General features: G+C 43.8%; 21 protein-coding genes, 6 tRNA genes, 1 rRNA gene and 2 pseudogenes. 28 read left to right on the top strand and 2 right to left on the bottom strand.

Annotated elements, in window-relative coordinates; translation table 11 throughout:
• The 15 genes and pseudogenes from DW996_RS09240 to DW996_RS09170 all read left to right on the top strand — a co-directional run.
• A 23S ribosomal RNA gene (locus DW996_RS09240) occupies positions 1-109 on the top strand; the annotation flags it as partial.
• A gap of 48 nt (positions 110-157) precedes the next feature.
• Positions 158-231 (top strand) — tRNA-Asp (locus DW996_RS09235).
• An 11-nt stretch (positions 232-242) separates the two neighbouring features.
• Positions 243-315: transfer RNA gene (locus tag DW996_RS09230), tRNA-Val, on the top strand.
• 10 nt (positions 316-325) lie between these two features.
• A tRNA-Thr gene (locus DW996_RS09225) sits at positions 326-398 on the top strand.
• 24 nt (positions 399-422) lie between these two features.
• Positions 423-504 (top strand) — tRNA-Tyr (locus tag DW996_RS09220).
• Positions 505-531: 27 nt separating this feature from the next.
• Positions 532-604: transfer RNA gene (locus tag DW996_RS09215), tRNA-OTHER, on the top strand.
• Between the two features lie 6 nt (positions 605-610).
• A tRNA-Phe gene (locus DW996_RS09210) sits at positions 611-683 on the top strand.
• A 152-nt stretch (positions 684-835) separates the two neighbouring features.
• Positions 836-1,036 (top strand): hypothetical protein, encoded by a 201-nt coding sequence (locus tag DW996_RS09205; RefSeq protein ID WP_118535515.1) that lies wholly within the window; start codon positions 836-838, stop codon positions 1,034-1,036.
• A gap of 27 nt (positions 1,037-1,063) precedes the next feature.
• Positions 1,064-1,548, top strand: a pseudogene (gene ybaK, locus DW996_RS14865) (Cys-tRNA(Pro) deacylase).
• 138 nt (positions 1,549-1,686) lie between these two features.
• A complete protein-coding gene (gene fsa, locus DW996_RS09195) occupies positions 1,687-2,340 on the top strand; it encodes a fructose-6-phosphate aldolase (protein WP_118281381.1) in 654 nt (217 codons plus the stop codon).
• A 178-nt stretch (positions 2,341-2,518) separates the two neighbouring features.
• The gene (locus DW996_RS09190; protein WP_118535514.1) at positions 2,519-2,935 is read left to right on the top strand and encodes a hypothetical protein; all 417 of its coding nucleotides are present in this window, start codon (positions 2,519-2,521) and stop codon (positions 2,933-2,935) included.
• Between the two features lie 45 nt (positions 2,936-2,980).
• Positions 2,981-3,439 carry an NfeD family protein gene (locus tag DW996_RS09185; protein WP_243098735.1) on the top strand — a complete coding sequence of 153 codons (459 nt, stop codon included), beginning with the start codon at positions 2,981-2,983 and terminating at the stop codon, positions 3,437-3,439.
• Between the two features lie 281 nt (positions 3,440-3,720).
• Positions 3,721-5,979, top strand: coding sequence for a glycoside hydrolase family 2 protein (locus DW996_RS09180; RefSeq protein WP_118535513.1), 2,259 nt, complete (start codon positions 3,721-3,723; stop codon positions 5,977-5,979).
• A 227-nt stretch (positions 5,980-6,206) separates the two neighbouring features.
• Positions 6,207-7,142, top strand: a complete 936-nt coding sequence (locus DW996_RS09175; protein ID WP_118535512.1) for a D-2-hydroxyacid dehydrogenase — start codon at positions 6,207-6,209, stop codon at positions 7,140-7,142.
• A gap of 74 nt (positions 7,143-7,216) precedes the next feature.
• A complete protein-coding gene (locus DW996_RS09170) occupies positions 7,217-7,804 on the top strand; it encodes an HD domain-containing protein (RefSeq protein WP_118281385.1) in 588 nt (195 codons plus the stop codon).
• A 69-nt stretch (positions 7,805-7,873) separates the two neighbouring features.
• On the opposite strand, the gene DW996_RS09165 is transcribed toward DW996_RS09170, so the two are convergent.
• Positions 7,874-8,857: a zinc dependent phospholipase C family protein gene (locus tag DW996_RS09165; RefSeq protein WP_118535511.1), complete on the bottom strand. Its 984-nt coding sequence runs from the start codon at positions 8,855-8,857 to the stop codon at positions 7,874-7,876.
• A gap of 231 nt (positions 8,858-9,088) precedes the next feature.
• On the opposite strand from DW996_RS09165, the gene DW996_RS09160 reads away from it, so the two are divergent.
• The 7 genes and pseudogenes from DW996_RS09160 (at position 9,089) to eno (ending at position 15,913) form a co-directional block, all read left to right on the top strand.
• On the top strand, positions 9,089-10,588 hold the full coding sequence (locus DW996_RS09160; protein ID WP_118535510.1) for a radical SAM protein: 1,500 nt from the start codon (positions 9,089-9,091) through the stop codon (positions 10,586-10,588).
• A gap of 96 nt (positions 10,589-10,684) precedes the next feature.
• A complete protein-coding gene (locus DW996_RS09155; protein ID WP_118535509.1) occupies positions 10,685-10,873 on the top strand; it encodes a hypothetical protein in 189 nt (62 codons plus the stop codon).
• Between the two features lie 158 nt (positions 10,874-11,031).
• Positions 11,032-11,676: an AAA family ATPase gene (locus DW996_RS13415; protein ID WP_118535508.1), complete on the top strand. Its 645-nt coding sequence runs from the start codon at positions 11,032-11,034 to the stop codon at positions 11,674-11,676.
• Entirely contained in the window at positions 11,658-12,458 is an 801-nt protein-coding gene (locus DW996_RS13410; protein WP_330428883.1) for a DUF234 domain-containing protein, read from the top strand. Before DW996_RS13415 ends, DW996_RS13410 begins: the two co-directional genes overlap by 19 nt.
• A gap of 184 nt (positions 12,459-12,642) precedes the next feature.
• Positions 12,643-13,481: pseudogene (locus tag DW996_RS09140) on the top strand (transketolase).
• Complete coding sequence (locus DW996_RS09135; protein ID WP_118535506.1) at positions 13,469-14,407, top strand: transketolase family protein; 939 nt, start codon at positions 13,469-13,471, stop codon at positions 14,405-14,407. Before DW996_RS09140 ends, DW996_RS09135 begins: the two are co-directional and overlap by 13 nt.
• Positions 14,408-14,587: 180 nt before the next feature.
• Positions 14,588-15,913, top strand: coding sequence for a phosphopyruvate hydratase (gene eno / locus DW996_RS09130; protein ID WP_118535505.1), 1,326 nt, complete (start codon positions 14,588-14,590; stop codon positions 15,911-15,913).
• Here the strand turns inward: eno and DW996_RS09125 are convergent.
• Positions 15,882-17,243 carry a M20/M25/M40 family metallo-hydrolase gene (locus tag DW996_RS09125; protein ID WP_118535504.1) on the bottom strand — a complete coding sequence of 454 codons (1,362 nt, stop codon included), beginning with the start codon at positions 17,241-17,243 and terminating at the stop codon, positions 15,882-15,884. The two genes, eno and DW996_RS09125, sit on opposite strands and share 32 nt — an antisense overlap.
• A gap of 186 nt (positions 17,244-17,429) precedes the next feature.
• Here DW996_RS09125 and DW996_RS09120 point away from each other — a divergent pair, with 186 nt between their 5' ends.
• The 6 genes from DW996_RS09120 (at position 17,430) to DW996_RS09095 (ending at position 22,182) form a co-directional block, all read left to right on the top strand.
• Positions 17,430-18,401: a tRNA dihydrouridine synthase gene (locus tag DW996_RS09120; RefSeq protein ID WP_118535503.1), complete on the top strand. Its 972-nt coding sequence runs from the start codon at positions 17,430-17,432 to the stop codon at positions 18,399-18,401.
• Between the two features lie 95 nt (positions 18,402-18,496).
• Positions 18,497-18,799: a Dabb family protein gene (locus DW996_RS09115; RefSeq protein WP_118535502.1), complete on the top strand. Its 303-nt coding sequence runs from the start codon at positions 18,497-18,499 to the stop codon at positions 18,797-18,799.
• Positions 18,800-18,821: 22 nt separating this feature from the next.
• The gene (locus DW996_RS09110; protein WP_118535501.1) at positions 18,822-20,150 is read left to right on the top strand and encodes an MFS transporter; all 1,329 of its coding nucleotides are present in this window, start codon (positions 18,822-18,824) and stop codon (positions 20,148-20,150) included.
• Between the two features lie 169 nt (positions 20,151-20,319).
• Positions 20,320-20,691 carry a GntR family transcriptional regulator gene (locus DW996_RS09105; protein WP_118535500.1) on the top strand — a complete coding sequence of 124 codons (372 nt, stop codon included), beginning with the start codon at positions 20,320-20,322 and terminating at the stop codon, positions 20,689-20,691.
• A gap of 10 nt (positions 20,692-20,701) precedes the next feature.
• The gene (locus tag DW996_RS09100) at positions 20,702-21,616 is read left to right on the top strand and encodes an ATP-binding cassette domain-containing protein (RefSeq protein WP_118535499.1); all 915 of its coding nucleotides are present in this window, start codon (positions 20,702-20,704) and stop codon (positions 21,614-21,616) included.
• Between the two features lie 11 nt (positions 21,617-21,627).
• Positions 21,628-22,182 (top strand): hypothetical protein, encoded by a 555-nt coding sequence (locus tag DW996_RS09095; protein ID WP_118535498.1) that lies wholly within the window; start codon positions 21,628-21,630, stop codon positions 22,180-22,182.
• Positions 22,183-22,186 lie beyond the last annotated feature (4 nt).

Raw genomic sequence — 22,186 nt, 5'->3', positions numbered from 1 at the left:
TCCTATAAGGAGATAAGATCCCTTGAAGACTACAAGGTAGATAGGACAGAGGTGGAAGTGTAGTAATACATGTAGCTGACTGTTACTAATAGATCGAAGGCTTAACCAAGAAGGTTTGATTCGAAGAATCTGTATGAAATTTTGAAGGTGTTAATCAGGCCCAATGGCTCAGTTGGTTAGAGCGCCGCCCTGTCACGGCGGAGGTCGCGGGTTCGAGTCCCGCTTGGGTCGTTTATTGATTTGGGATCTTAGCTCAGCTGGGAGAGCATCTGCCTTACAAGCAGAGGGTCATAGGTTCGAGCCCTATAGGTCCCATTTTTCATACGCCGATGTGGCTCAATTGGCAGAGCAGCTGATTTGTAATCAGCAGGTTATCGGTTCGAGTCCGATCATCGGCTTGTTAAGTTATTATAACTTAATATGGGTGGTTTCCCGAGTGGCCAAAGGGGACAGACTGTAAATCTGCTGCATCTTGCTTCGGTGGTTCGAATCCACCACCACCCATTGAGCATTGCTCATCTAATTAAATATCGCGGGATGGAGCAGTCTGGAAGCTCGCCGGGCTCATAACCGGAGGTCATAGGTTCAAATCCTATTCCCGCAATTTTGTGCCCAGTTAGCTCAGTTGGTAGAGCAGAGGACTGAAAATCCTCGTGTCTCTGGTTCGATTCCGGAACTGGGCACTTTTTATATCCGTTTTATCATCTGCATCGGCAGGTGATTTTTTATTGTGGTAAAAGATAGAAATATTAAAGAATTATTAAGAAGTCATGACAAGCGTTTACTTTCTATAGTAAATGCTATATGATATGGAAAATATGAAAGAGGTGATTTTATGCTGACAGCATTATTTATTATTGCATTTATCTGGTTTATGTGGAAAGTGATCGCGCTGGCGGTCAAGATGACATGGGGATTTTTAAAGATTGGTTTCTATATTATATTTTTGCCGATCGTAGTCATTGGACTTTTCCTGGGAGGGCTGATCTATATAGCCTTGCCGATCTTGATCATTGGCGGTATCATAGCCTTGTAATATCAAAATAAGAAATCAGGTGTAAAAATGGCAAAGAAAGCAAAAGAAGAAAAGACAAATGTTATGCGTCTTTTAGAGCAGGCAAAGGTAGAATATAAACATTATTCATATGCAAATACAGATGCCATCAGTGGTGTAGAAGTGGCAGAGGTTTTGGGGCAGAATGTGGATAAAGTCTTTAAAACGCTGGTGACTGTGGGGAAAAGCGGCGAGCACTATGTTTTTGTTGTGCCGGTGGCAGAAGAACTGGATCTGAAAAAAGCAGCAAATGCGGTAGGAGAAAAGTCGATTGCCATGTAAAGTCCAAAGAATTATTAGGACTTACCGGCTATATCCATGGTGGCTGCTCACCGATCGGTATGAAGAAATTCTTTCAGACAGTCATTCATCAAAGTGCAGAGGATTTTGATACGATCATCTTTAGCGGAGGCAAAATCGGCTATCAGGTGGAGGTGTCCTTAGAGGGCTTGCGCAAGGTCATAGCATTTACAACAACAGACATTATTGTCTAGGACATTATTTATCGAGTGGATTTTTTGAGGAAGTTAGTTCATTTTTTTATCATCATCAGGAAACTGGATTGTACTTTTTCTTTTGAACTCGTACAATGAGGACGTTGAGAGAAAACTACAATTTAGGAGGAATGCAGGATGAAGTTTTTTATTGATACAGCGAATGTAGATGACATCAGAAAAGCCAACGATATGGGTGTGATTTGTGGAGTGACGACCAATCCATCCCTGATCGCAAAAGAGGGCAGAGATTTTAATGAAGTCATCAAAGAGATCACATCTATCGTTGATGGACCGATCAGTGGTGAGGTAAAGGCTACAACCGTAGATGCAGAGGGAATGATCAAAGAAGGTAGAGAGATCGCAGCCATCCATCCAAACATGGTTGTTAAGATTCCTATGACCGTAGAAGGACTGAAGGCAGTAAAAGTTCTTTCCGCAGAAGGCATCAAGACAAATGTTACTTTAATCTTCACTGCAAATCAGGCACTTCTGGCAGCAGAAGCAGGGGCTACCTATGTATCTCCATTCTTGGGAAGACTTGACGATATCAGTCAGCCGGGTATTGGTCTGATTGAAGACATCGTGACAATTTTTGATAATTATGGATATGATACAGAGATCATTGCAGCATCTATTCGTAATCCAATTCATGTTACGGATTGTGCACTTGCAGGAGCAGATATCGCAACCGTACCTTACAAGGTAATCGAGCAGATGACAAAGCATCCTTTGACAGATGCCGGAATTGAGAAGTTCCAGGCAGATTATCGTGCTGTATTTGGTGACTAATATTTATAGATAAGTAAAACTGCGCATGACAGGTGTCGGCTGAGGCTGGCACCTGTTTCTGTTATAGCGTTTATTTGTCGAATTCGAGCGACTTTCGATGACAAAAGTCGTTCCATCATGTATAATAAGACGCAAACAAAGATGTTTATGGCATAAGATATTATATAAGGAGAAAACCATGGCATACGATTTTGAAAAGGAACGTAATGAGGCTATTGCTGCGGGCGAACGCGCATTAACATCACTTCGCGCGGCAAGGGAGGAACTTCGCTCTGCCGGAAATTGGGGTCTGGTTGATCTTTTTGGTGGAGGGATGATCAGTGGGCTTGTGAAACACTCAAAGATGGGGAATGCCCAGCGTTATATGGAGCAGGCTAAGTTAGATCTGCAAAGTTTTAGCAGGGAGTTGCAGGATGTAAATATGACGCACAACCTTAATTTGAATGTGGGAGATTTCCTCACATTCGCAGATTTCTTTTTCGATGGACTGATTGCAGACTGGCTGGTACAGGATCGCATCAATGAAACCAAAAATCAGGTGGAAGATGCCATTCGCCAGGTGGAGGATATCGTAAGACGTTTGCGTATACTGTAGTTTATCGAGTATATGGGGGAATATTTTCTGGAATGGAGGATACAGATGGAATTTTGGATGAATTTAGTATTAAGTGATTGGATGTATTTATGGCTGGCGGTCATTGTTATCACGGCTGTAATAGAAATCATAACCGTAGGATTGACTTCTATCTGGATCTCCGGGGGAGCGCTGGCAGCATTGATTGTCTGCCTCTTGGGAGGACATCCGGGCTTGCAGATCGCGGTATTTTTTGTTGTGACTTTTATCCTCTTGTATTTTACAAGACCATGGGCAAAAAAATATCTGGAGAGTCGAAAGGTTGCGACCAACTACGAGGAGTGCATCGGCAAGGAAGTGCGTGTCATCGAGGAAGTCGACAATCGCAAGGAAAGCGGAAAAGTCCTTTATAACGGTATGGAGTGGACAGCACGTGCTGAGGATGACGAGCAAATATATGCTGTAGATGAGCAGGCGGTCGTATCCGAGATCCGTGGTGTCAAGATGATCTTAAAGCGCAAGTAGCATATAAGGAAATAAGACAGAAAAAAGACGGTAGCATTTACACAGTGTGGGTGTTACCGTTTTTGTGTTATGACGACTGCTAATCAGAGCGAGATTTGCAGAGCGTATCTCGTCTCGGTTTGGTAAATAATAAAAAATCGCAAAAGAACAAGAAATTTTGAATGAAAAAGCAAATTTTTGAATAGGGATTTCTTCAAAATGCTCTATGATGTAGTTAGCAAAGAAGAATGTCAGCATTACACATTCAAATATAGAAAGAAACTACAAAAAGGAGAGCGAGTATGAGCAAGAAATTTACTTGGAATGAAAACTGGAAGTTCACAAAAGATGCTGTCACAGTATCTGATAAGACAACTTCCGCAGGAAACTGGGAGACATTGGATCTGCCACATACCTGGAATGGCGAGGACGGACAGGACGGTGGAAGCGATTATTATCGTGGAACCTGCTACTATGCAAAGAACCTTTCTAAGGCAGAGGTTGCTGAGGGCAAGGAAGTTTATATTGAGTTTGAAGCAGCAAACTCATCCGCAGAGTTATTCGTAAATGGCGAGTCTGTTGCAAAGCATGATGGCGGATATTCTACCTGGAGAGCCAACATCACACCATATTTAAAGGATGAAAACGAGATCGTGGTTGCTGTTGACAATGCACCAAATGATTATGTATATCCGCAGAATGCAGACTTTACCTTCTACGGCGGACTCTATCGTAAGGTATCTCTGATTTTAGTCGATGAGACACGCTTTGATCTGGACTATTACGGAAGTCCTGCCATTAAGGTAACACCGGAAGTGACAGGAGATGATGCCAAGATCACAACAGAGGTATATCTGACAAACGCAGGAAGTACAGAAGAACTGGTATTTACCATTACAGATGGAGACACGGTAGTTGATACCGTGACTGTATCAGCAGACAAGACAGAGGTAGAGCAGACCATCACAAATGTGCATCTTTGGAACGGACGCAAGGATCCGCATCTTTACACCATGCATGTGGAGTTGAAGAAGGATGGTCAGGTCGTTGATGAGAGAAGCACACGTTTCGGCTGCCGTACCTTTAAGGTTGACCCGGAAAAGGGATTTTTCTTAAATGGCGAGCATTATCCACTTCGTGGTGTATCCCGTCATCAGGACAGACCGCATATCGGTAATGCCCTTACACCTGAGATGCATGAAGAAGATGCTAAGATCATTTATGAACTTGGCGCAACCACCATTCGTCTGGCACATTACCAGCATGACCAGCACTTCTACGATATGTGTGATGAGTTAGGATTTGTACTCTGGGCTGAGATCCCATATATTTCTGTGCATATGCCAAATGGACGTGAAAATACCATTTCACAGATGAAGGAACTGGTCGTACAGAATTACAACCATGCGTCTATTTTCTTCTGGGGACTTTCCAATGAGATCACCATGAAGGGTGCAAAGGATCCTGACCTTTTAGAGAACCATCATATCTTAAATGATATGGTTCATGAAATGGATAAGACAAGACTTACCACTATGGCGGTTATCTCCATGTGTGATATTTCAGAGAGCCAGTATATAGAGATCCCTGATCTGGTATCTTATAACCAGTATCTGGGATGGTACGGCGGAAAGATCGAGGAGAACGGACCATTTATGGATTCCTTCCATGAGATGTATCCAAATATCCCGATCGGTATGAGTGAGTACGGCGCAGAAGCCTACAAGTGGCATTCTTCTCACCCGGAGCAGGGCGATTATTCAGAAGAATATCAGGCACATTATCATGAAGAACTCATCAAGCAGCTCTATACCAGAGACTTTGTATGGGCTACACATGTTTGGAATATGTTTGACTTTGCAGCAGATGCCAGAGACGAGGGCGGATGCAAGGGTATGAACAACAAGGGTCTGGTTACCTTTGACCGTAAGTACAAAAAGGATTCCTTCTATGCTTACAAGGCATGGTTATCCGACGAACCGTTTGTTCATCTTTGCAGCAAGAACTATGTAGAACGTGATGAAGATGTTACGACCGTTAAGGTTTATTCTAATCTTCCAGAGGTAGAACTTTTTGCAAACGGAGAATCTGTCGGCAAGCAGACAGCAGAAGATCACTTCTTTACCTTTGAAGTAAAGAATGTTGGCGAGACAAAGTTGGTCGCAAAAGCAGGAGACTGCGAGGACAACGCAACCATCAAGAAAGTAGATGAGCCAAATCCGGACTATCGTATGCCGGTGACCGGTGATGTCATCAACTGGTTTGAGATCACTGCACCGGAAGGATATTTCTCTATCAACGATACCATGGGAGACATCATGGCAAATCCGGAAGGACAGAAGTTGATGGGCGGTCTGATGGCGAAGATGCAGGCAGGAAACCAGAATCCATCCGATGATGATCCACAGAAGGGTATGAAAGAATTAGCAAGCCAGATCGATCCGGCAGCAGCACAGAAGATGATGATGGGCTTCACCGTCAAGAGAATGCTTGGATTTGGTGCCGTTCCAAAGGAGCAGGTACTGGGTATCAATGCTATGCTGAATAAGATTAAGAAATAACACGCTTATATCAAATTCCTTTCCTAAATACAGGCGATCAACAGGATCGTTACCCCAATTATGAGAGAAGACACTCCGCATGAGAAAATCTTGTGCGGGGTGTTTTCTTGTATTTTTAAGAAGATAGAATATATAGATTTATGAAAAATGGATAAAATGAAGGCCTGATTTTATGGTAAAATGCCAGTAGAAAAGCAATGATAGAAAGATAGGTTTAGGAGGCACAAATGAAGATAGTATTTTTGGATCGAAAAACCATAGGAGAGGATATTGACCTTACAAAGTTCCATGCATTTGGCGATCTCGTGGAATATGATTTTTCTACAAGTCAGGAAATTCCGGCGCGTATAGAGGATGCAGACATCATTATCACAAATAAATGTAACATGAATGAGGAAACGCTGGCGGGAGCCAAAAATCTGAAACTGATCTGTGTGACTGCAACCGGAACCAACAATCTGGATAAGGAATATCTGGAAAAGAGAAAGATCGTATGGCGCAATGTGGCAGGCTATTCGACCGAGACCGTGGCACAGCACACTTTTGCCCTGCTATTCTACCTATATGAGAATTTGGCATATTATGATGCTTATGTAAAAGAGGAAAAATATGTAAACGATAAGATGTTTACGCATTTTTCCAAGACATTTCACCAGTTGGCAGGAAAGACCTGGGGGATTATTGGACTTGGCGCGATCGGAAAACGTGTGGCTGAGATTGCAAGCGTTTTTGGCTGTAAGGTGCAGTATTTCTCTACTTCCGGACGAAACCACGATAGTCAATATCAGGAAGTAGACTTACAGACTTTATTGAAGACATCCGATATTGTCTCCATTCATGCACCTTTGACGGATGACACCCTGCATTTGATCGGAGAAAAGAAACTTTCCCAGATGAAAGAGAGTGCTATTCTGATCAATGTGGGACGCGGACCGATCATCGTGGAAAAAGATCTGGCAGATGCACTGGATCGCGGAATTATCGCGGCGGCAGGGATTGACGTGCTTGATACAGAGCCGATGAGTGAGGACAATCCGCTGCGCCATATCAAAGACAGCACAAAACTCCTCATCACACCGCATATCGCATGGGCATCCGTGGAAGCACGTGTGCGCCTGATGGATATTATTTATGGGCAGATCAAAGAGTTTTTGGAAAAATAGTGAGGACAAAATTGATAGAACGATGATCTGGCATAAAGATTCTGATAGAATTACCTATGTATAAAGGAGACACTATGGACGAGAGATTAAAAAAGCAACTGGATTTTATTTTGGAGATTGATAAAGAGAAAAATATCCTGCGGCAAACGCATCTGTCCGGGCACGGCAGGAGGGAGAACGATTCGGAGCATGCATGGCATATGGCGATCATGGCATACCTCTTGCGCGATTATTCCAATGAGCCTGTGGATATTGCCAAGGTCATGCTCATGTGCCTGATCCATGATATTGTGGAGATTGATGCAGGTGATACTTACGCATATGATGCAGAAGGATTAAAGACACAAAAGGCGCGGGAAGATGCAGCCAAGGAGCGGATCTTTTCTCTTTTACCGGAGGATCAAAAGGAAGAACTGATCGCGCTCTTTGATGAATTTGAGGATTTTTCAACGGCGGAATCCAAGTTTGCACATGCCATGGATAATTTGCAGCCGCTTCTTTTAAATAACAGCAATGGCGGCGGTGACTGGAGAGAACACGGGGTAAGTGCCGAGCAGGTCTATGGCAGACAGAGAAAGACCGCGCTGGGATCTGAGAAATTGTATGAGGTGACAGATCATATCATCCGGGAACACGTAGAAAAAGGGAACCTGAAAAAGTAAGAAAATTAAAATAAAGCAGGGTATAATGATCGGCTTTTTCATATACAGAAATATTATCTTAAAGATGTTTTAACATATTGATAATGGAAGTCCTGTATTATAAGATAAATCGCCGTGTTCTTCCATGAAGGTATTTCTGGCGTGGTAAATATCTTCCATGGAGACATCGGCGCGCTCACAGACAGCACCAAAGTAAGCATGTATGCGGTCTGCAAAAACCGGAGCCGCCAGATCAAACAGGTCATAAAGACTTTCGGTACGCTTTTGGTCAGGATTCCAAGGGTTGTGCCATGTTTTGTGGCGGAAATTGCAAGGATCCTTGTAGGCGTAGATCGTGTCACTTGGGATCATAGGTGAAATAACAGGAACCTTTAAAAAAATGGCTTCCAAACGGCGGACAAGCCTTTTCTTGATGCCGGTCGAGTCATGCATCAGACGGGATTCCGTCTTCATGGCGCGAAAGGCACCGCGGATCTGCCATTTTGGCATGACCGCATCCGGAAATACATTTGCAAGGGCAAAAGATAAGACCCTGGCAATCACACGGCTTTCCTTAGTAGAAAGGGCAATGGTATCTCCCGGACGAAAATCTGTCGGCTGGCAATGCAGAAAATGTGAGATCATTTCCTGATCGATGCTGGTCTCTAAAAAGACATGACGACCAAAATCATAAAGTCCACCATTGCGGTCTTTATTTTGTAAATGGTGTGTCCGGTCAAAGATGTATGGATGACAGTAGGTGTCGAGCGTATAGTGACCCAAAAATCCGCAGATGTAAGCGTCCGCAATGATGCGTTCGCTATGCGAGGACAATTTATTCCGGGCATCGATCATAGCAATAAAAAATTGCAATGAAGAATTTTCGTGAATCAGGCTGGCGGCATTGTGGTCATAAAGCAGCCATGCCGGCAGGTAATAATAGAAGATGTCAGGTCCCTGCAAGCCCAGATTATAGGCATGTGGATGTAAGGACAGGATATGATATTCCTGATCTTCTTTAAGATGTGAAAGTGACTGTTGTCCAAAAAGGTAATGTGAGGCGAATCCTGGCATAATATGCGCTCCTTTCCGCTGTTATGAGCACTTAGATTTATATTTTAATTATACTTGAACAAACAAAATGTGGCAAACAAAGTATAGATTTTGTCAAGTCAGATATACAAATTCGCGAAAATGTATAATGCGACCATACACAGAAAATCTATTGTATATGTCAAAAAACCACGTTATTTCTTATACTAGCAAAGGTAAAAGACAAAGAAGAAAAAGAGGGAGGAAATTAGCATGGCTTCATTAGTTGAAAACGCACAGCACAAAGCAGAAAGAAAAGCTTTTGAGATAATGGTCAATGGTATCGTTGGTAAGTTGACAAAGACAGATGATATCGCAAAAAGACAGGAAACATTCCTTAATCTTATTGACAAGGCAGAGGCTTTCTGGGGAGAGGGCACAGATAAGGCAACACTGGATAAGGTTAGAGAGTATGTAAAGAATCCGGAGAACAGATGGGTAAAATTTGTGAACCGTGTTCTGGATGAGACAAACCCGAACTATGCTAAGAAATTCCTTCTGAATTTAGGATATGAAGCATTTTTCCGTGGAACAAAGACGATCAGAGCAAACCGTGAGAAGTACAACTGTAACATTCCTTGGCTGATCTTGTTTGATCCGACAGACGCATGTAACCTCCACTGTGTAGGATGCTGGTCTGGTACATATGGTCATAAGAACAACATGTCATACGAAGACATGGATAAGATCGTTACACAGGGTAAGGAACTTGGAACTTATCTTTACTTTATGACAGGTGGAGAACCTACTGTTCGTAAGGCTGATATTTTAAAACTTGCTGAGAAGCATAACGATTGTATGTTTGGTCTTTTCTCTAACTCTACATTGATCGATGAAGAGTTATGTAAGAAGATCGTAGAACTTGGAAATATTACATTCCTTCTTTCTATCGAAGGAACACCAGAGACAAACGATGGTCGTCGTGGTGAAGGACATTATGCAGCAGTTATGAAGGCAATGGATCTTTTGAAAGAATACGGTATCGTATTCGGTACTTCTATCTGCTACACCAGAGACAACGTTGAGGCAGTTACCGATGAGAAGTTCTTACGTTTCATCGCTGACAAGGGTGCTCGTTTCGGATTCTACTTCCATTACATGCCTGTAGGACAGAATGCAGCACCGGAATTGATGCCTACTTTAGAGCAGCGTGAAGAGATCATCAAAAAGATTCGTTGGGTTCGTACCGGTGACAATGATATCGGATTCTTCCCAATGGACTTCCAGAATGATGGAGAATTTGTTGGTGGATGTATCGCTGGTGGACGTAACTACTTCCACATCAATGCACAGGGTGATGCAGAGCCTTGCGTATTTATCCACTTCTCAGACTCTAACATCCATGACAAGTCAATCCTTGAGATGTTACAGAGCCCACTTTTCAAGGCATATCATGAAGGACAGCCATTTAACAGAAACCATCTGCGTCCATGCCCAATGCTTGAGAATCCAAAACTCTTAAGAGAAATGGTAAACAAGACCGGTGCTAAGGGAACAAACGCTGAGGCAGAGGAGACCGTTGAGCATCTTTGCTCTAAGTGCGATCACTATGCAGAAGAGTGGGGACCTGTTGCAGATCGTATCTGGGCAGAGCAGAAGCACAAGAAGCCTTCTTACGAGAACTATACAGAAGAAAAGAGAGAGCATCCGGAACTTGCAGCATTCGAGCATGCAGACGGATCTAATGGACTCAGAGACGAGGACATTCAGTAATTAAATCAGGTTATATTATTTGAAATATATAACAGCCCAACCCGGAAAGAGACTGGCAGACGCCAGTCTCTTTTTCATAGGAAAGCAGAATGCGCCTTGCAGCAGATGGAAGAAAAAAATTATGCGTCAGATTTGATTGCTTCCGGTATTGCGAGAAATAATATTTATGAAATAGCATTTGCCTTTGATGGCAAGGAAGTCTTAGTGAAGGAAAGGCATGTGACGGCAAGTGACGATGAAGTATTAGCATGGAGCGATCTGTCGCCCACCATATCTTGTAGGTGAAAGATGGCGTAAACTACTAGTTTTTTTATTTGCTTCAAATGCATTGAAAGTTTAGTTGAAACGTATTACAATAAAACCTGTCGCTTCTTGACAGATTATAGACAGAAGCGCAGGTTTTATTACTTATAGAAGAATTTCGGGGAGACGAAAGCAGACAGATGTTTATTGGACGAAAGAAAGAACTGGAAGCGTTAAACGCATTTTATGAAGGAGATAAAGAAGCCCTTGCCTGTGTGAGTGGTGCGCTTGGTATGGGTAAGACGACACTTTTGCGTCATTTTGCAGATGGGAAAAAGGCAATCTATTTTCATGCTTATGAGACAACAGGAAAGCAGGAACTTTCCATGTTTACGCAGGTATTGGCAAAGGCAGATATAGCAGGCGTGGCAGCGGGAGAGGATACTGGAAAAAGAAGTGAGGCATCATTAGAAAACCTCTTAGATGCGATCACAGAAATAGCAAAGCAGGAAAAACTTTTGCTCGTGATCGATCAATATCCGAATTTTGTTAAGGCGGATGCCGATTTTGATGAAATCTTGTTTTCCTATGTGACGAGAGTTTGGCGGGATCTTCCGATCAAGCTTATCCTTTGCGGAGATGCCTTCCTTTTGATGGAGAAATATCTCTATGGAAAGAAAGCCAGATGGAAAGATACGATCGATCTGCATCTGCATCTGACAGGGATGGATTTTCTGGAGACAAAGCAATTTTTCCCGGAGGCAGCAGGGGAAGATCTGCACTTTACTATGGTATCAGCGGTGGTATCCCGGCGCAGATCCTGCGTATGCAGGGAAAGTCCGTAAAGGATGCGGCTGAGGTAATCTTCGCCGGAAATCCGGGACAGGCGGCACTTCTGCCGGAACAGGTCATGGGGATGGAACTCAGGGAGTTGTCCTATTATAATTGCATTTTATCGGCGATGGCGCAGGGCATGAACCGTGTCAATCAGTTATCCGCTGAGGTTGGCAAGCCAAAGGATGTTGTTGTTCCTTATCTGAATGCGCTGATGTCGATCGGTGTTGTCACAAAGCAGACGGCGATCACGGAGGAGACCAATCGCAAAAAAACGCGCTATTCTATCGTCAATAGCAACACGGTATTTTGGTATCGCTTTATCGTGCCGCATATGGATCTTTATGTAGCGGGAGAGTGGGATCTTTTGTGGAATACATATATTGTGCCGGATCTTGACAATTTTATGCAGCAGGTATTCATTGCTATGAGCAGAGAACATCTGGAAGAACGCAGCCGCAGAGGGCAGATGCCGTTTACGATCGAGCGTTCCGGTAACTGGTGGACCAATGATGATGAGGCAGGCACAACAGATGGATTTGACGTGGTATCGCTGGGTAAGACCGAGGGCAAGAGTGCGACGATTTTTACCCTGTGTTTCTACGAACAGCGCGAGATCGAGGTTGCGGAAGTTAAGTCAATGATTGAAAAGACTAAGCAGATGCATCGTGAGGGGGATGCCTTTTACGTGGTCTGTGCCAAGGATCGTTTCCATGAGAATGTAGAGACAGTTGCCTCCACGATCAAGAATATTATCTTAGTGACACTGGATGAGGAGTGCAGGCTGGCATAGTGAGCGTATCTCCCATGAAAACTCAAAAATTTGCGTAAAATTGTATAAATTCTGCTATTGATAATAAAATGGGGTCATAGTAAAATTTTATCTGTAAGGTTTTTCTATGACCTTTTTGGTATGAGAACTTTATTAACTGCCGTGGGAGACTGCGGCATATCAAAAAATAGAGAGGATAATTGCAATGACAAATCTTGAATTACAAAAAGAAGCAGTGAAAGTCCGCAAGGGCATCATTGATGGTGTGCATGCTGCAAAAGCAGGACATCCGGGCGGATCTTTATCTGCAGCAGAAGTATTTACGTATCTGTACTTTGAAGAGATGAACATCGACCCAAAGGATCCAAAGAAGCCGGATCGTGATCGTTTCGTTTTATCTAAGGGACACACCGCACCTGGCTTTATGCCGCACTTGCGAACAGAGGATATTTCCCAGTAGAAGACCTTCTGACACTGCGCCATATCGGATCCCATTTACAGGGACACCCATGTATTCAGCACACGCCGGGAGTTGACGCTTCCAGCGGATCACTCGGACAGGGAATTTCTGTTGCTGTAGGTATGGCACTTTCCGCAAAACTTTCAAATGAGGATTATCGTGTGTACACGCTTCTGGGTGATGGCGAGATTCAGGAAGGACAGGTATGGGAGGCATCCATGTTTGCCGGATCACATCACCTGGACAACCTTTGTGTCATTGTAGATAACAATAACCTGCAGATCGACGGAACGATTGAGGAAGTCAATTCGCCATATCCGATCACAGACAAGTTTGCAGCATTCAATTTTCATGTGATTGCAGTCGAGGATGGCAATGATTTTGACCAACTTCGTGCAGCATTTGCGGAAGCAAGAGAGACAAAAGGTATGCCAACAGCAATCGTTATGAAGACAGTCAAGGGCAAGGGCGTTTCTTATATGGAGAATGCCGTAGGCTGGCATGGAAAGGCTCCAAATGACGAGGAGTATGCGATTGCAGTGGAAGAATTAAAGAAGGCGGAGGAAGCATTATGTCAGAAGTAAAGAAGATCGCGACAAGAGATAGTTATGGTAATGCGCTAGCAAGTCTTGGTAGAGAACATGAGAATCTGGTAGTTCTGGATGCAGACCTTGCAGCCGCTACGAAGACAGGTATTTTTAAGAAAGAATTCCCGGAACGCCACATTGATTGTGGTATCGCGGAAGCAAATATGATCGGTATTGCAGCAGGTCTTGCCAGCACAGGCAAGGTGCCATTCTGCTCTAGTTTTGCTATGTTTGCAGCAGGACGTACTTTTGAGCAGATCCGCAACTCTGTTGGATACCCACACCTGAATGTAAAGATCGGTGCAACACACGCCGGTATCTCCGTTGGAGAAGATGGCGCAACCCACCAGTGTAACGAGGATATCGCTTTAATGCGTACCATTCCGGGTATGACCATCATCAATCCATCCGATGATATTGAGGCAAAGGCAGCAGTCAAGGCAGCTTATGAAATGGAAGGTCCGGTATATCTTCGCTTTGGACGTTTGGCAGTGCCGGTCATCAATGACAGAGACGATTACAAATTTGAAATCGGTAAGGGTGTTGTGTTAAAAGAAGGTACAGACCTTACATTAATCGCAACCGGTCTTGAAGTAGCAGAGTCTCTTGCAGCAGCAGAGAAATTAGAAGCAGAGGGTATCAGTGTTGAAGTAATCAATATGCATACCATTAAGCCACTTGACGTAGATTTAGTTGTACGTTCTGCAGCAAAGACAGGCAAGGTTGTTACGGTAGAAGAGCATTCAATCATTGGTGGTCTTGGAAGTGCAGTTGCAGAAGTACTTGCAGAAAAGCAGCCTGCTAAATTACTTCGTATTGGTGTAGAAGATCGCTTTGGCGAGTCTGGTCCAGCGTTAAAACTCCTTGAGAAGTATGAACTGGATGCAGCAGGTATCTACAAGAAGGTTAAGGCATTTTTATAAAATATAAAATAGGGATATTAAAAGCGGCTACAGATGGCTTGATGTGAGGGGATTCCTCAAAGCCATTTGCAGCCGCTTTTTGTTGTGGAGGCGGGGAAACGAGTTTATTTTATCGCTGTATAAAAACAATAAATTTGTGGAAAAATAATCCATAAAAAATGAGGAAAGAAGAGGAACGATATGGATTATTTAGAAATTGAAAAAGTGGTAGGAAGGGAAATCTTAGATTCCAGAGGAAATCCGACCGTAGAGGCGGAAGTGCATCTTATGGACGGAACGGTAGCACGTGGGGCAGCACCGAGTGGCGCGTCCACCGGAGAATTTGAAGCATTAGAACTGCGGGATGGTGATGAAAAGCGATATGGTGGAAAAGGTGTTTTACAGGCAGCAGGGCATGTCAACGATGAAATCAATAAAGCCTTAAAGGGGATGGACGCATCTGATATTTATGCGATTGATCGTGCTATGATGCAGGCAGACGGCACGGATGACAAATCACATTTTGGAGCAAATGCGATTTTGGCAACATCCATTGCCTGCTGTCGTGCAGCAGCAACGTCTCTTGATATTCCATTGTATCGATTTTTAGGTGGTGTTTCCGGAAGGCGAATGCCGGTTCCTATGATGAATATTATCAATGGAGGCGTTCATGCAGCAACCTCTGGTTTAGATGTACAGGAATTTATGATCATGCCGGTGGGGGCATCTTGCTTTCGGGAAGGATTGCGCTGGTGTGCAGAAGTATTTCATGCGTTAGCGTCTCTTTTGCATGAAAAGGGCCTGACGACATCGGTTGGAGACGAAGGTGGTTTTGCGCCGGAGTTATCATCGGATGAAGAAGCAATTGCAATGATTATAGAAGCAGTAGAACGCGCGGGCTATACGATGGAAAAGCATTTTATGATAGCGTTGGATGCGGCATCATCGGAATGGAAATGTACGGCAGACTGTTTTCATGAGGATACGATGGCAACTAGCAGTGGACAGATGTTATATCATTTACCAAAGACAGGTGTTGATTATACAACAGATGAGTTGATCAAACATTGGATTTGTCTGGTAAAAAAATATCCGATTGCATCCATTGAAGATCCCTTGGATGAGGAAGATTGGCAGGGGTGGCAGAAACTCACCATGGAGTTGGGAGACCAGGTACAACTGGTGGGAGATGATTTGTTTGTGACAAATACAAATCGCCTGCAAAGAGGAATTGCACAGGGTTGTGGAAATTCGATTCTCATTAAACTAAATCAGATTGGGACAGTTTCAGAAACGTTAGATGCCATTCGTCTGGCGCAGGAAGCAGGTTATACAGCAATCGCATCGCATCGCTCCGGTGAGACGGAGGATACGACAATCGCTGATCTGGCGGTAGCCATGAATACCGGTCAGATAAAGACAGGTGCGCCAAGTAGAAGTGAACGCGTAGCAAAGTATAATCGTCTGCTTCGTATAGAAGAAGAATTATCTGGTGTTACACATTCATGTGGCGAATGTACTGCATAAAGAAAGAAACACCTGGGGTAATCTGATCCACAGGAAAGCGCTCATTGGTAGAGTGTGGTGTATGCATCAATTCTGATGGCAAAGAAAATGGTGAAAAACGATAAAGATTTTCACAAATACACTCATAATGATAAGAATCGGTGCAAGCTGTTAACAGGTAAGGTGTCGTAAAAGAAGTTTCGTTTCCATCTGCGAAAATATCTTCAATTGTGTGAAAGGATCTGGTATCTGTTGGAGATACGGCACTTGCCTCCTTGCCTTTTAACAGTGTGATGGTTGCATCATAATCTCTGGCCAGAACTTCCAGATGTTTTTTGACGGAAGCAAGCGTATCTCCCTGTAAAAGGCGGAAATTAATCACGCATGTTGCAGCCTCCGGCAATACGTTTGGTGCAGGGGAAGCGGATGCCATTGTCACTGCGGTGGATGTACGAACCATTGCTGCGGTAAATGGATTTTTACCCATAACATTTTTAAGCACAGGCTTTAATACGCCAGGGTGTTTGAGTAGCCCACCAAGCGGAGATGACATATGATTTCCGATGGTAGAAAACATAGCGAGCACCGGTGTTGTGAAATGTGCCTCAAATGGGTGGTTTTCAATCTTGGTAATCAGCTCCGATAATTGCCCGAGTGCGGTATGCTTTGGTGGAAAGGATGAGTGACCACCTAATCCTTTTACGGTGATTTCGTAATCTGCATATCCTTTTTCGGCAATGCCAACCATGGTGATATGTGCATCTAAAATGTTTTTCGCGTGAACATCCGTAGAACCGCCACCTTCATCTAAAATACTGTCAAAATGAATGCCGCGCTCGTTTAAGAGGGTGGCAATCTTTTTTGCACCGTTGTCTTTTCCCGCTACAATTTCTTCGTTGTAATCCAGGCAGACATAGACATCACGTGTTGTTGTATAGCCTTCCTCAAGCAATGTTTCAATACCTTCTATAATGCAAAGCAGGTGACTTTTCATATCGAGTGCGCCTCTGCCCCAGATAAAGGTTCCATCATTAGCGCCGGAAAATGGTGGGTTTGTCCAGTCGTCCTCTGTTCCTGGTGCAACCGGAACAACATCCTGGTGTGCTAAAAATCCGATGGGATCCAAAGTGTCATCGCTGCCTTTCCAGTGCAGGATCAGTCCGGCACGACCGACTTCTTCGACATCTAAGGTAGAGAAGGTCTTTGGGTATGCTTCTTTTAGGAAGTCATGAAATTCTTTGAATTTGGTCCAATCCGTGTCTGCTTCGTCTTCGTGGGAAATGGTAGCTATCTGGATAGCGCGACTTAGGTTTTTGGCAAAACGCTCTTCATTTACATGTTCTAGTTTCATAATAAAAATACCTCATATCTTATTTTGTTTTAATTATAGTGTTTCTTTCGTAGTATGATTATGCAATAGAAAAATTATAGCACAGAAGATAAATTTGGGAGCAAAATTATCTGCACATTGTGTATAATAATATGAACAAAGATGATAAGACTAGGATGTTGTTGTCCTAAGATTTTGGGAGGAAACATGAAATATTATATGGCACCCATGGAAGGACTGACGGGTTATGTGTATCGTAATGCCTATCACAAGTTTTTTTATCCGATGGATCGATATTTTACCCCTTTTCTTGCAAATAAAAAGATGAGTAGTGGCGAACGTAGAGATATTTTGCCGGAGAATAACGAGGGCAAGTGTGTGATACCGCAGATTTTGACAAATCGAAGTGAGCATTTTCTTGCTGTCGCTGGAGAACTCACACAATATGGATACGACACGGTAAATCTCAATGTGGGATGTCCGTCGGGGACAGTCGTTGCCAAAGGACGAGGCGCGGGTCTTTTAGAAGACCCGGAGACCTTGGATCGTTTTTTATATGAGATTTTTGCGGGTTATGATGGCAGGATCTCGGTCAAGACGCGGATCGGCATGGAAGATGAGGAGGAGTGGAAGGATATTCTGGCAGTCTATGAGAAATACCCATTGGAGGAACTCATCATCCATCCCAGAGTGCGCAGGGATTTTTATAAGGGAAAGCCGCGGCTCGATGCCTTTTCTTATGCGATGGAAGAGAGCGGGCACAGGCTTTGCTATAATGGGGACATCTGCTCGGCAGAGGATTTACAAGATAGGAAGGAGCGTTTCCCGGACTTGGATCGCGTCATGCTGGGACGGGGACTTTTGTGTAATCCTTTTTTGATCGAAATGAGTAAGACGGCGGATGATGTAGGGAGGAAAACGGCGGATGATGCGGCGCACGACCATATGCAGGAGAAAAAAGACCGCCTCTATGCCTTTCATCAAGAGATCTTAGAAGGTTATATACAGATCATGTCGGGTGATCGCAATGTATTATTCCGTATGAAAGAATTGTGGTTTTATCTTGGGGATTGTTTTACGAATGCGGATAAATACCTGAAAAAGATCAAAAAATCGGAGCGGCTGGTTGCGTATCAGGCAGCTGTAGATGCACTATTTCATGAGCAGGAGTTACGATAGAAAAAGTAGTGTGAAACGCTTGCTATCTTTTGGCACATGAAATATATTTTAGTTAAAAATGATAAAGAAAATGATAAAAAGAAAGGTGAGGGAAAATGGTAAAACATGTGATTTTGTGGACACTGAAGGAAGAGTTTTCAGAGGAAGAAAAGCAGCAGATCAAGGCAGGGATCAAGGAAGGCTTGAAAGGTCTGGCGGGGCAGATCCCGGGCTTGCTTGAGATTCATGTGCAGACAGAGAGTCTGCCAAGTTCTAATGTGGATATCATGTTGGATACGACATTTGAAAGCGCGGAGGCATTGCAGGGGTATAGTGTGCATCCGGCGCATGTAGCAGTTGCAGACGGCAAGGTGCGTCCATACACGGCGACGCGTTCTTGCATGGACTTTGAGGTGTAAAAGACATCGGAAAGGGGAAGGCATGAAAGAAAAGAAACAGGGGGCAAAATTTTGGTTTTTAGTCTGGGGGCTGGGAATTGCAGGACAGATCTGTTGGAACATGGAAAATCAATGGTTCAACACCTTTGTCTATGCAAAGATCGCGAAAGACCCGACAATCATTTCGTGGATGGTCGCCATATCGGCGATCGCAACGACCATATCGACATTTTTGTTTGGATGTGTGTCGGATCGTAAGGGAAAGCGAAAGATCTTTATCGCTCTGGGCTATATTTTGTGGGGGATTTTTACCATTGTGTTTGGACTGACCCAGTACATGACGGATGGCAGTGGAAATAGCACGGGAAGCGTCCTTATCGTGGCAGGAACGGCTGTCGTGATCGCGGATGCAATCATGAGTTTCTTTGGATCCATGGGAAATGATGTCGGATTCAATACCTGGATCAACGATCACATGAATGATGATAACAGAGGGCAATTAGGCGGAGCGCTTGCAACGCAGCCGGTCATAGGAACGATCGCGGGAACAGTGCTCGGGGGTATGCTTGTCGGTGCAGATGACAATTATATGCGGCTCTTTCTTGTTATGGGGATCCTTGTGATCCTGTTTGGCATTTATTGTCTCTTTGCCATGAAAGATGCACCGGGACTCAAAGAGAGTAAACGTGGCAGTTTCGGACAGCAGTTCTTTTCCATCTTTAATGTAAAAGAGTATGTAAAGTTAAAAGAACTGGTCTGGGTAAACTGGTCACTGGCGGTCTATTTTATCGCTTTTAACATGTATTTTACCCATCTGGGAAATTATATGATTTATTATCTTGGATTTACTGCCGATATGATGGGCTATATGGAAGGTATCGGACTGGTGCTTGCCATGTTAGCCGTTATCCCGTCAACGAAGATCATCAATCAGGGAAAAATTCCGGGCTTGTGTCAGGTAGCAGTCTTTTTAAATTGCATTGGCGTTGGTATGTTGGGGCTTTTGGTACGACCGGAAAATGTAAATACGCAGACGCTTTGGAATCCGGTTCTTCTCTTAGGTATCTTTGTTTTGGGACTTGGTTATATGCTCTTTTTACAGGCGATTACCGTCTGGGGCAAACAGTTGTATCCGGAGGATGCCAGAGGTCAATTTGAGGGCATTCGTATCGTATTCTTTGTCCTAATCCCGATGATCGTTGCACCGATGATCTCCAATCCGATTATCATGCGCAGCGGAAAGTTCGTAGATTCCTATGGATTTACGGAGTATCTGCCGACCCATACCCTGCTCATCGTAGGAGCTGTGCTGGTGCTTCTGACCTTGATACCTCTGGCATTTGCCAAGAAATATTACATAAAACGCAAGTAGGAAACTTCCACTAGAGAACAGACTGTGTGTAGATTGAAAAGATCTCGCACAGTCTGTTTTGTCGTTGAAAGAAGAAATTTTCCATAAACCCTTGACATATAACTGCATATACTGTATATATAACATATAAACAGTTATATAACAGTTAAAAAACAGGTAGGTGATGTCTATGAAATTGATACAAAATTCGGGAATACCGATTTATCAACAGATCGCAGATGCTTTCCGCAGTGACATTCTTTCGGGAAAGATGCAGCAGGGGGAGTACCTGCCATCGATCCGCGGTCTGGCAAAAGAACTAAAGATCAGTGTCATTACAACGATGAAGGCATATGAACTCCTCGAAGAGGAGGGGCTGGTGACCGCCATTCAGGGCAAAGGCTTCTGTGTCAACGCACAGGATTCACAGATGCTGCAGGAACAGCACATGCGCAGGATCGAGGACAGTCTTACGGACGCGATCAAGGCTGCGCGGATGGCAGGGATTTCCAGAGACGAAGTAATGAAGACATTTGATTTGCTATGGAATATGCAGGAATAGGAGAGAGGCAATGGAAGAGGTAAAAACAGCAGTTTCAATAAATAATTTCAGCAAAAAGTTTAAGGGCTTTACACTGGATGTGCCGTGCTTAAAGATCCCGCAGGGCTTTGCGACAGCCCTGATCGGAGAGAACGGCGCCGGTAAGACAACACTTTTAAATGCATTGGCAGGTGTGCGGCTCGATTATAAGGGCAACATGGAGTTTTTCGGACAGTGGGATGATAAGGAGCGTGAAAATGCCGATTGCCCTGTCAAGGAGATGATCGGCTACGTTGGACCAAACAATTATTATCTTCCGCAGTGGACGGTCAAACAGGTAGAGGAGATCACCGACCTGCTTTATCAGAATTTTGACTGCAACAAATTTGAAAACTACATCCAACAGTTGCAGGTTGCAACGAAAGATAACAAGGGCAAAGGAAAAAAGGTCAATGACTTATCAGATGGAAACCGCATGAAACTCATGCTTTCTGGTGTTTTTGCCAGAGAGACACAGATGCTGATTCTGGACGAACCGGCATCCCCGCTGGATCCTTTGATGCGTGATGTTTTATGTGATATGATCCGTGGCTATTTGGAGGAAGGTGCTGGAGAAAAGACGGTTCTTTTTTCCACACACAATATTGCAGATATGGAAAACGTAACAGATTATGCGGTGATTGTAGAGCATGGACAGGTGGTGGAAAAAGGCTTTGTGGAAGACTTAAAAGAAAAATATGTCTATGTCAAAGGCGAATTGAAAGATGTCTGTACGGCAGAGAAATTTATGTACAGCATGACAAAAAATAATTACGGCTACGAAGGTATTTGTCTGGCAGAGGATATGGATAAACTGGCAGGATTAGATGTTACCGTTCAGACACCGACCTTGTCCCAGATCAGTGTGGCGATCATGAAAAAATCCAGCAAGGTGCATCTACAGTAAGGGGGCTTATGATGAAAGCGATAAAAATGTATTGGAATAATACAACACTCATATACAAGATCACAGCGCTTTTGCTCATCCCACTTGTTGTTATCTTTACCAGCAGGATTCCGGTATTATCTGTATCTGATGGCTCTGATCCGGAGTTTAGTGTGATCGGTTTTGGTATACTTATCGGATATATCTTGCTGGAAGTCTTTACAGATGGCTGGAACTTTAGCGGTATATATGGCAAAGAATTTCGCGGGATTGAGTTAGTGAAGGCATCGACAAACGGCATGAAATTGTATGGGCAGATGCTGATCGTAGACGGCGTTCGCAGGTGTCTCTACTTTGGTATCCTGGCAGGCATTTGTATGCGTTCGGTGGCATCGGGCGTGATCATGGGAGCCGTTGCGACTTTTGTCATCATAGGAAGCCGGTTTTTTGCAGGCTATGTCAGCAACTTGCTGTTTTCTTATCTGGCACCGGTTCTGGCGGTTATCCTTGTCTTTTGTCTTTATGAGGGTAATCTGATCCTGCAATGGGGCGTAGCCTGCTGCTGGCGATTATTGCAACGATCCTAGAAGC

The organism is Roseburia sp. AM51-8 (genome assembly GCF_003478275.1).
Taxonomy (GTDB): Bacteria; Bacillota; Clostridia; order Lachnospirales; family Lachnospiraceae; genus Pararoseburia; species Pararoseburia lenta.
This window is presented reverse-complemented; position numbering and strand designations above follow the sequence as displayed.

Excerpts from the sequence above, each read along its gene's own strand:
- DW996_RS09105 (WP_118535500.1), top strand. The coding sequence starts at position 20,320 with ATGAAATTGATACAAAATTCGGGAATACCGATTTATCAACAGATCGCA.
- DW996_RS09205 (WP_118535515.1), top strand. The coding sequence starts at position 836 with ATGCTGACAGCATTATTTATTATTGCATTTATCTGGTTTATGTGGAAA.
- DW996_RS13415 (WP_118535508.1), top strand. The coding sequence starts at position 11,032 with ATGTTTATTGGACGAAAGAAAGAACTGGAAGCGTTAAACGCATTTTAT.
- DW996_RS09110 (WP_118535501.1), top strand. The coding sequence starts at position 18,822 with ATGAAAGAAAAGAAACAGGGGGCAAAATTTTGGTTTTTAGTCTGGGGG.
- DW996_RS09120 (WP_118535503.1), top strand. The coding sequence starts at position 17,430 with ATGAAATATTATATGGCACCCATGGAAGGACTGACGGGTTATGTGTAT.
- DW996_RS09095 (WP_118535498.1), top strand. The coding sequence starts at position 21,628 with ATGAAAGCGATAAAAATGTATTGGAATAATACAACACTCATATACAAG.
- DW996_RS09100 (WP_118535499.1), top strand. The coding sequence starts at position 20,702 with ATGGAAGAGGTAAAAACAGCAGTTTCAATAAATAATTTCAGCAAAAAG.
- eno (WP_118535505.1), top strand. The coding sequence starts at position 14,588 with ATGGATTATTTAGAAATTGAAAAAGTGGTAGGAAGGGAAATCTTAGAT.
- DW996_RS09165 (WP_118535511.1), bottom strand. The coding sequence starts at position 8,857 with ATGCCAGGATTCGCCTCACATTACCTTTTTGGACAACAGTCACTTTCA.
- DW996_RS09160 (WP_118535510.1), top strand. The coding sequence starts at position 9,089 with ATGGCTTCATTAGTTGAAAACGCACAGCACAAAGCAGAAAGAAAAGCT.
- DW996_RS09115 (WP_118535502.1), top strand. The coding sequence starts at position 18,497 with ATGGTAAAACATGTGATTTTGTGGACACTGAAGGAAGAGTTTTCAGAG.
- DW996_RS09170 (WP_118281385.1), top strand. The coding sequence starts at position 7,217 with ATGGACGAGAGATTAAAAAAGCAACTGGATTTTATTTTGGAGATTGAT.
- DW996_RS09175 (WP_118535512.1), top strand. The coding sequence starts at position 6,207 with ATGAAGATAGTATTTTTGGATCGAAAAACCATAGGAGAGGATATTGAC.
- DW996_RS09190 (WP_118535514.1), top strand. The coding sequence starts at position 2,519 with ATGGCATACGATTTTGAAAAGGAACGTAATGAGGCTATTGCTGCGGGC.
- DW996_RS09135 (WP_118535506.1), top strand. The coding sequence starts at position 13,469 with ATGTCAGAAGTAAAGAAGATCGCGACAAGAGATAGTTATGGTAATGCG.
- DW996_RS13410 (WP_330428883.1), top strand. The coding sequence starts at position 11,658 with ATGCAGGGAAAGTCCGTAAAGGATGCGGCTGAGGTAATCTTCGCCGGA.
- fsa (WP_118281381.1), top strand. The coding sequence starts at position 1,687 with ATGAAGTTTTTTATTGATACAGCGAATGTAGATGACATCAGAAAAGCC.
- DW996_RS09185 (WP_243098735.1), top strand. The coding sequence starts at position 2,981 with ATGGAATTTTGGATGAATTTAGTATTAAGTGATTGGATGTATTTATGG.
- DW996_RS09125 (WP_118535504.1), bottom strand. The coding sequence starts at position 17,243 with ATGAAACTAGAACATGTAAATGAAGAGCGTTTTGCCAAAAACCTAAGT.
- DW996_RS09180 (WP_118535513.1), top strand. The coding sequence starts at position 3,721 with ATGAGCAAGAAATTTACTTGGAATGAAAACTGGAAGTTCACAAAAGAT.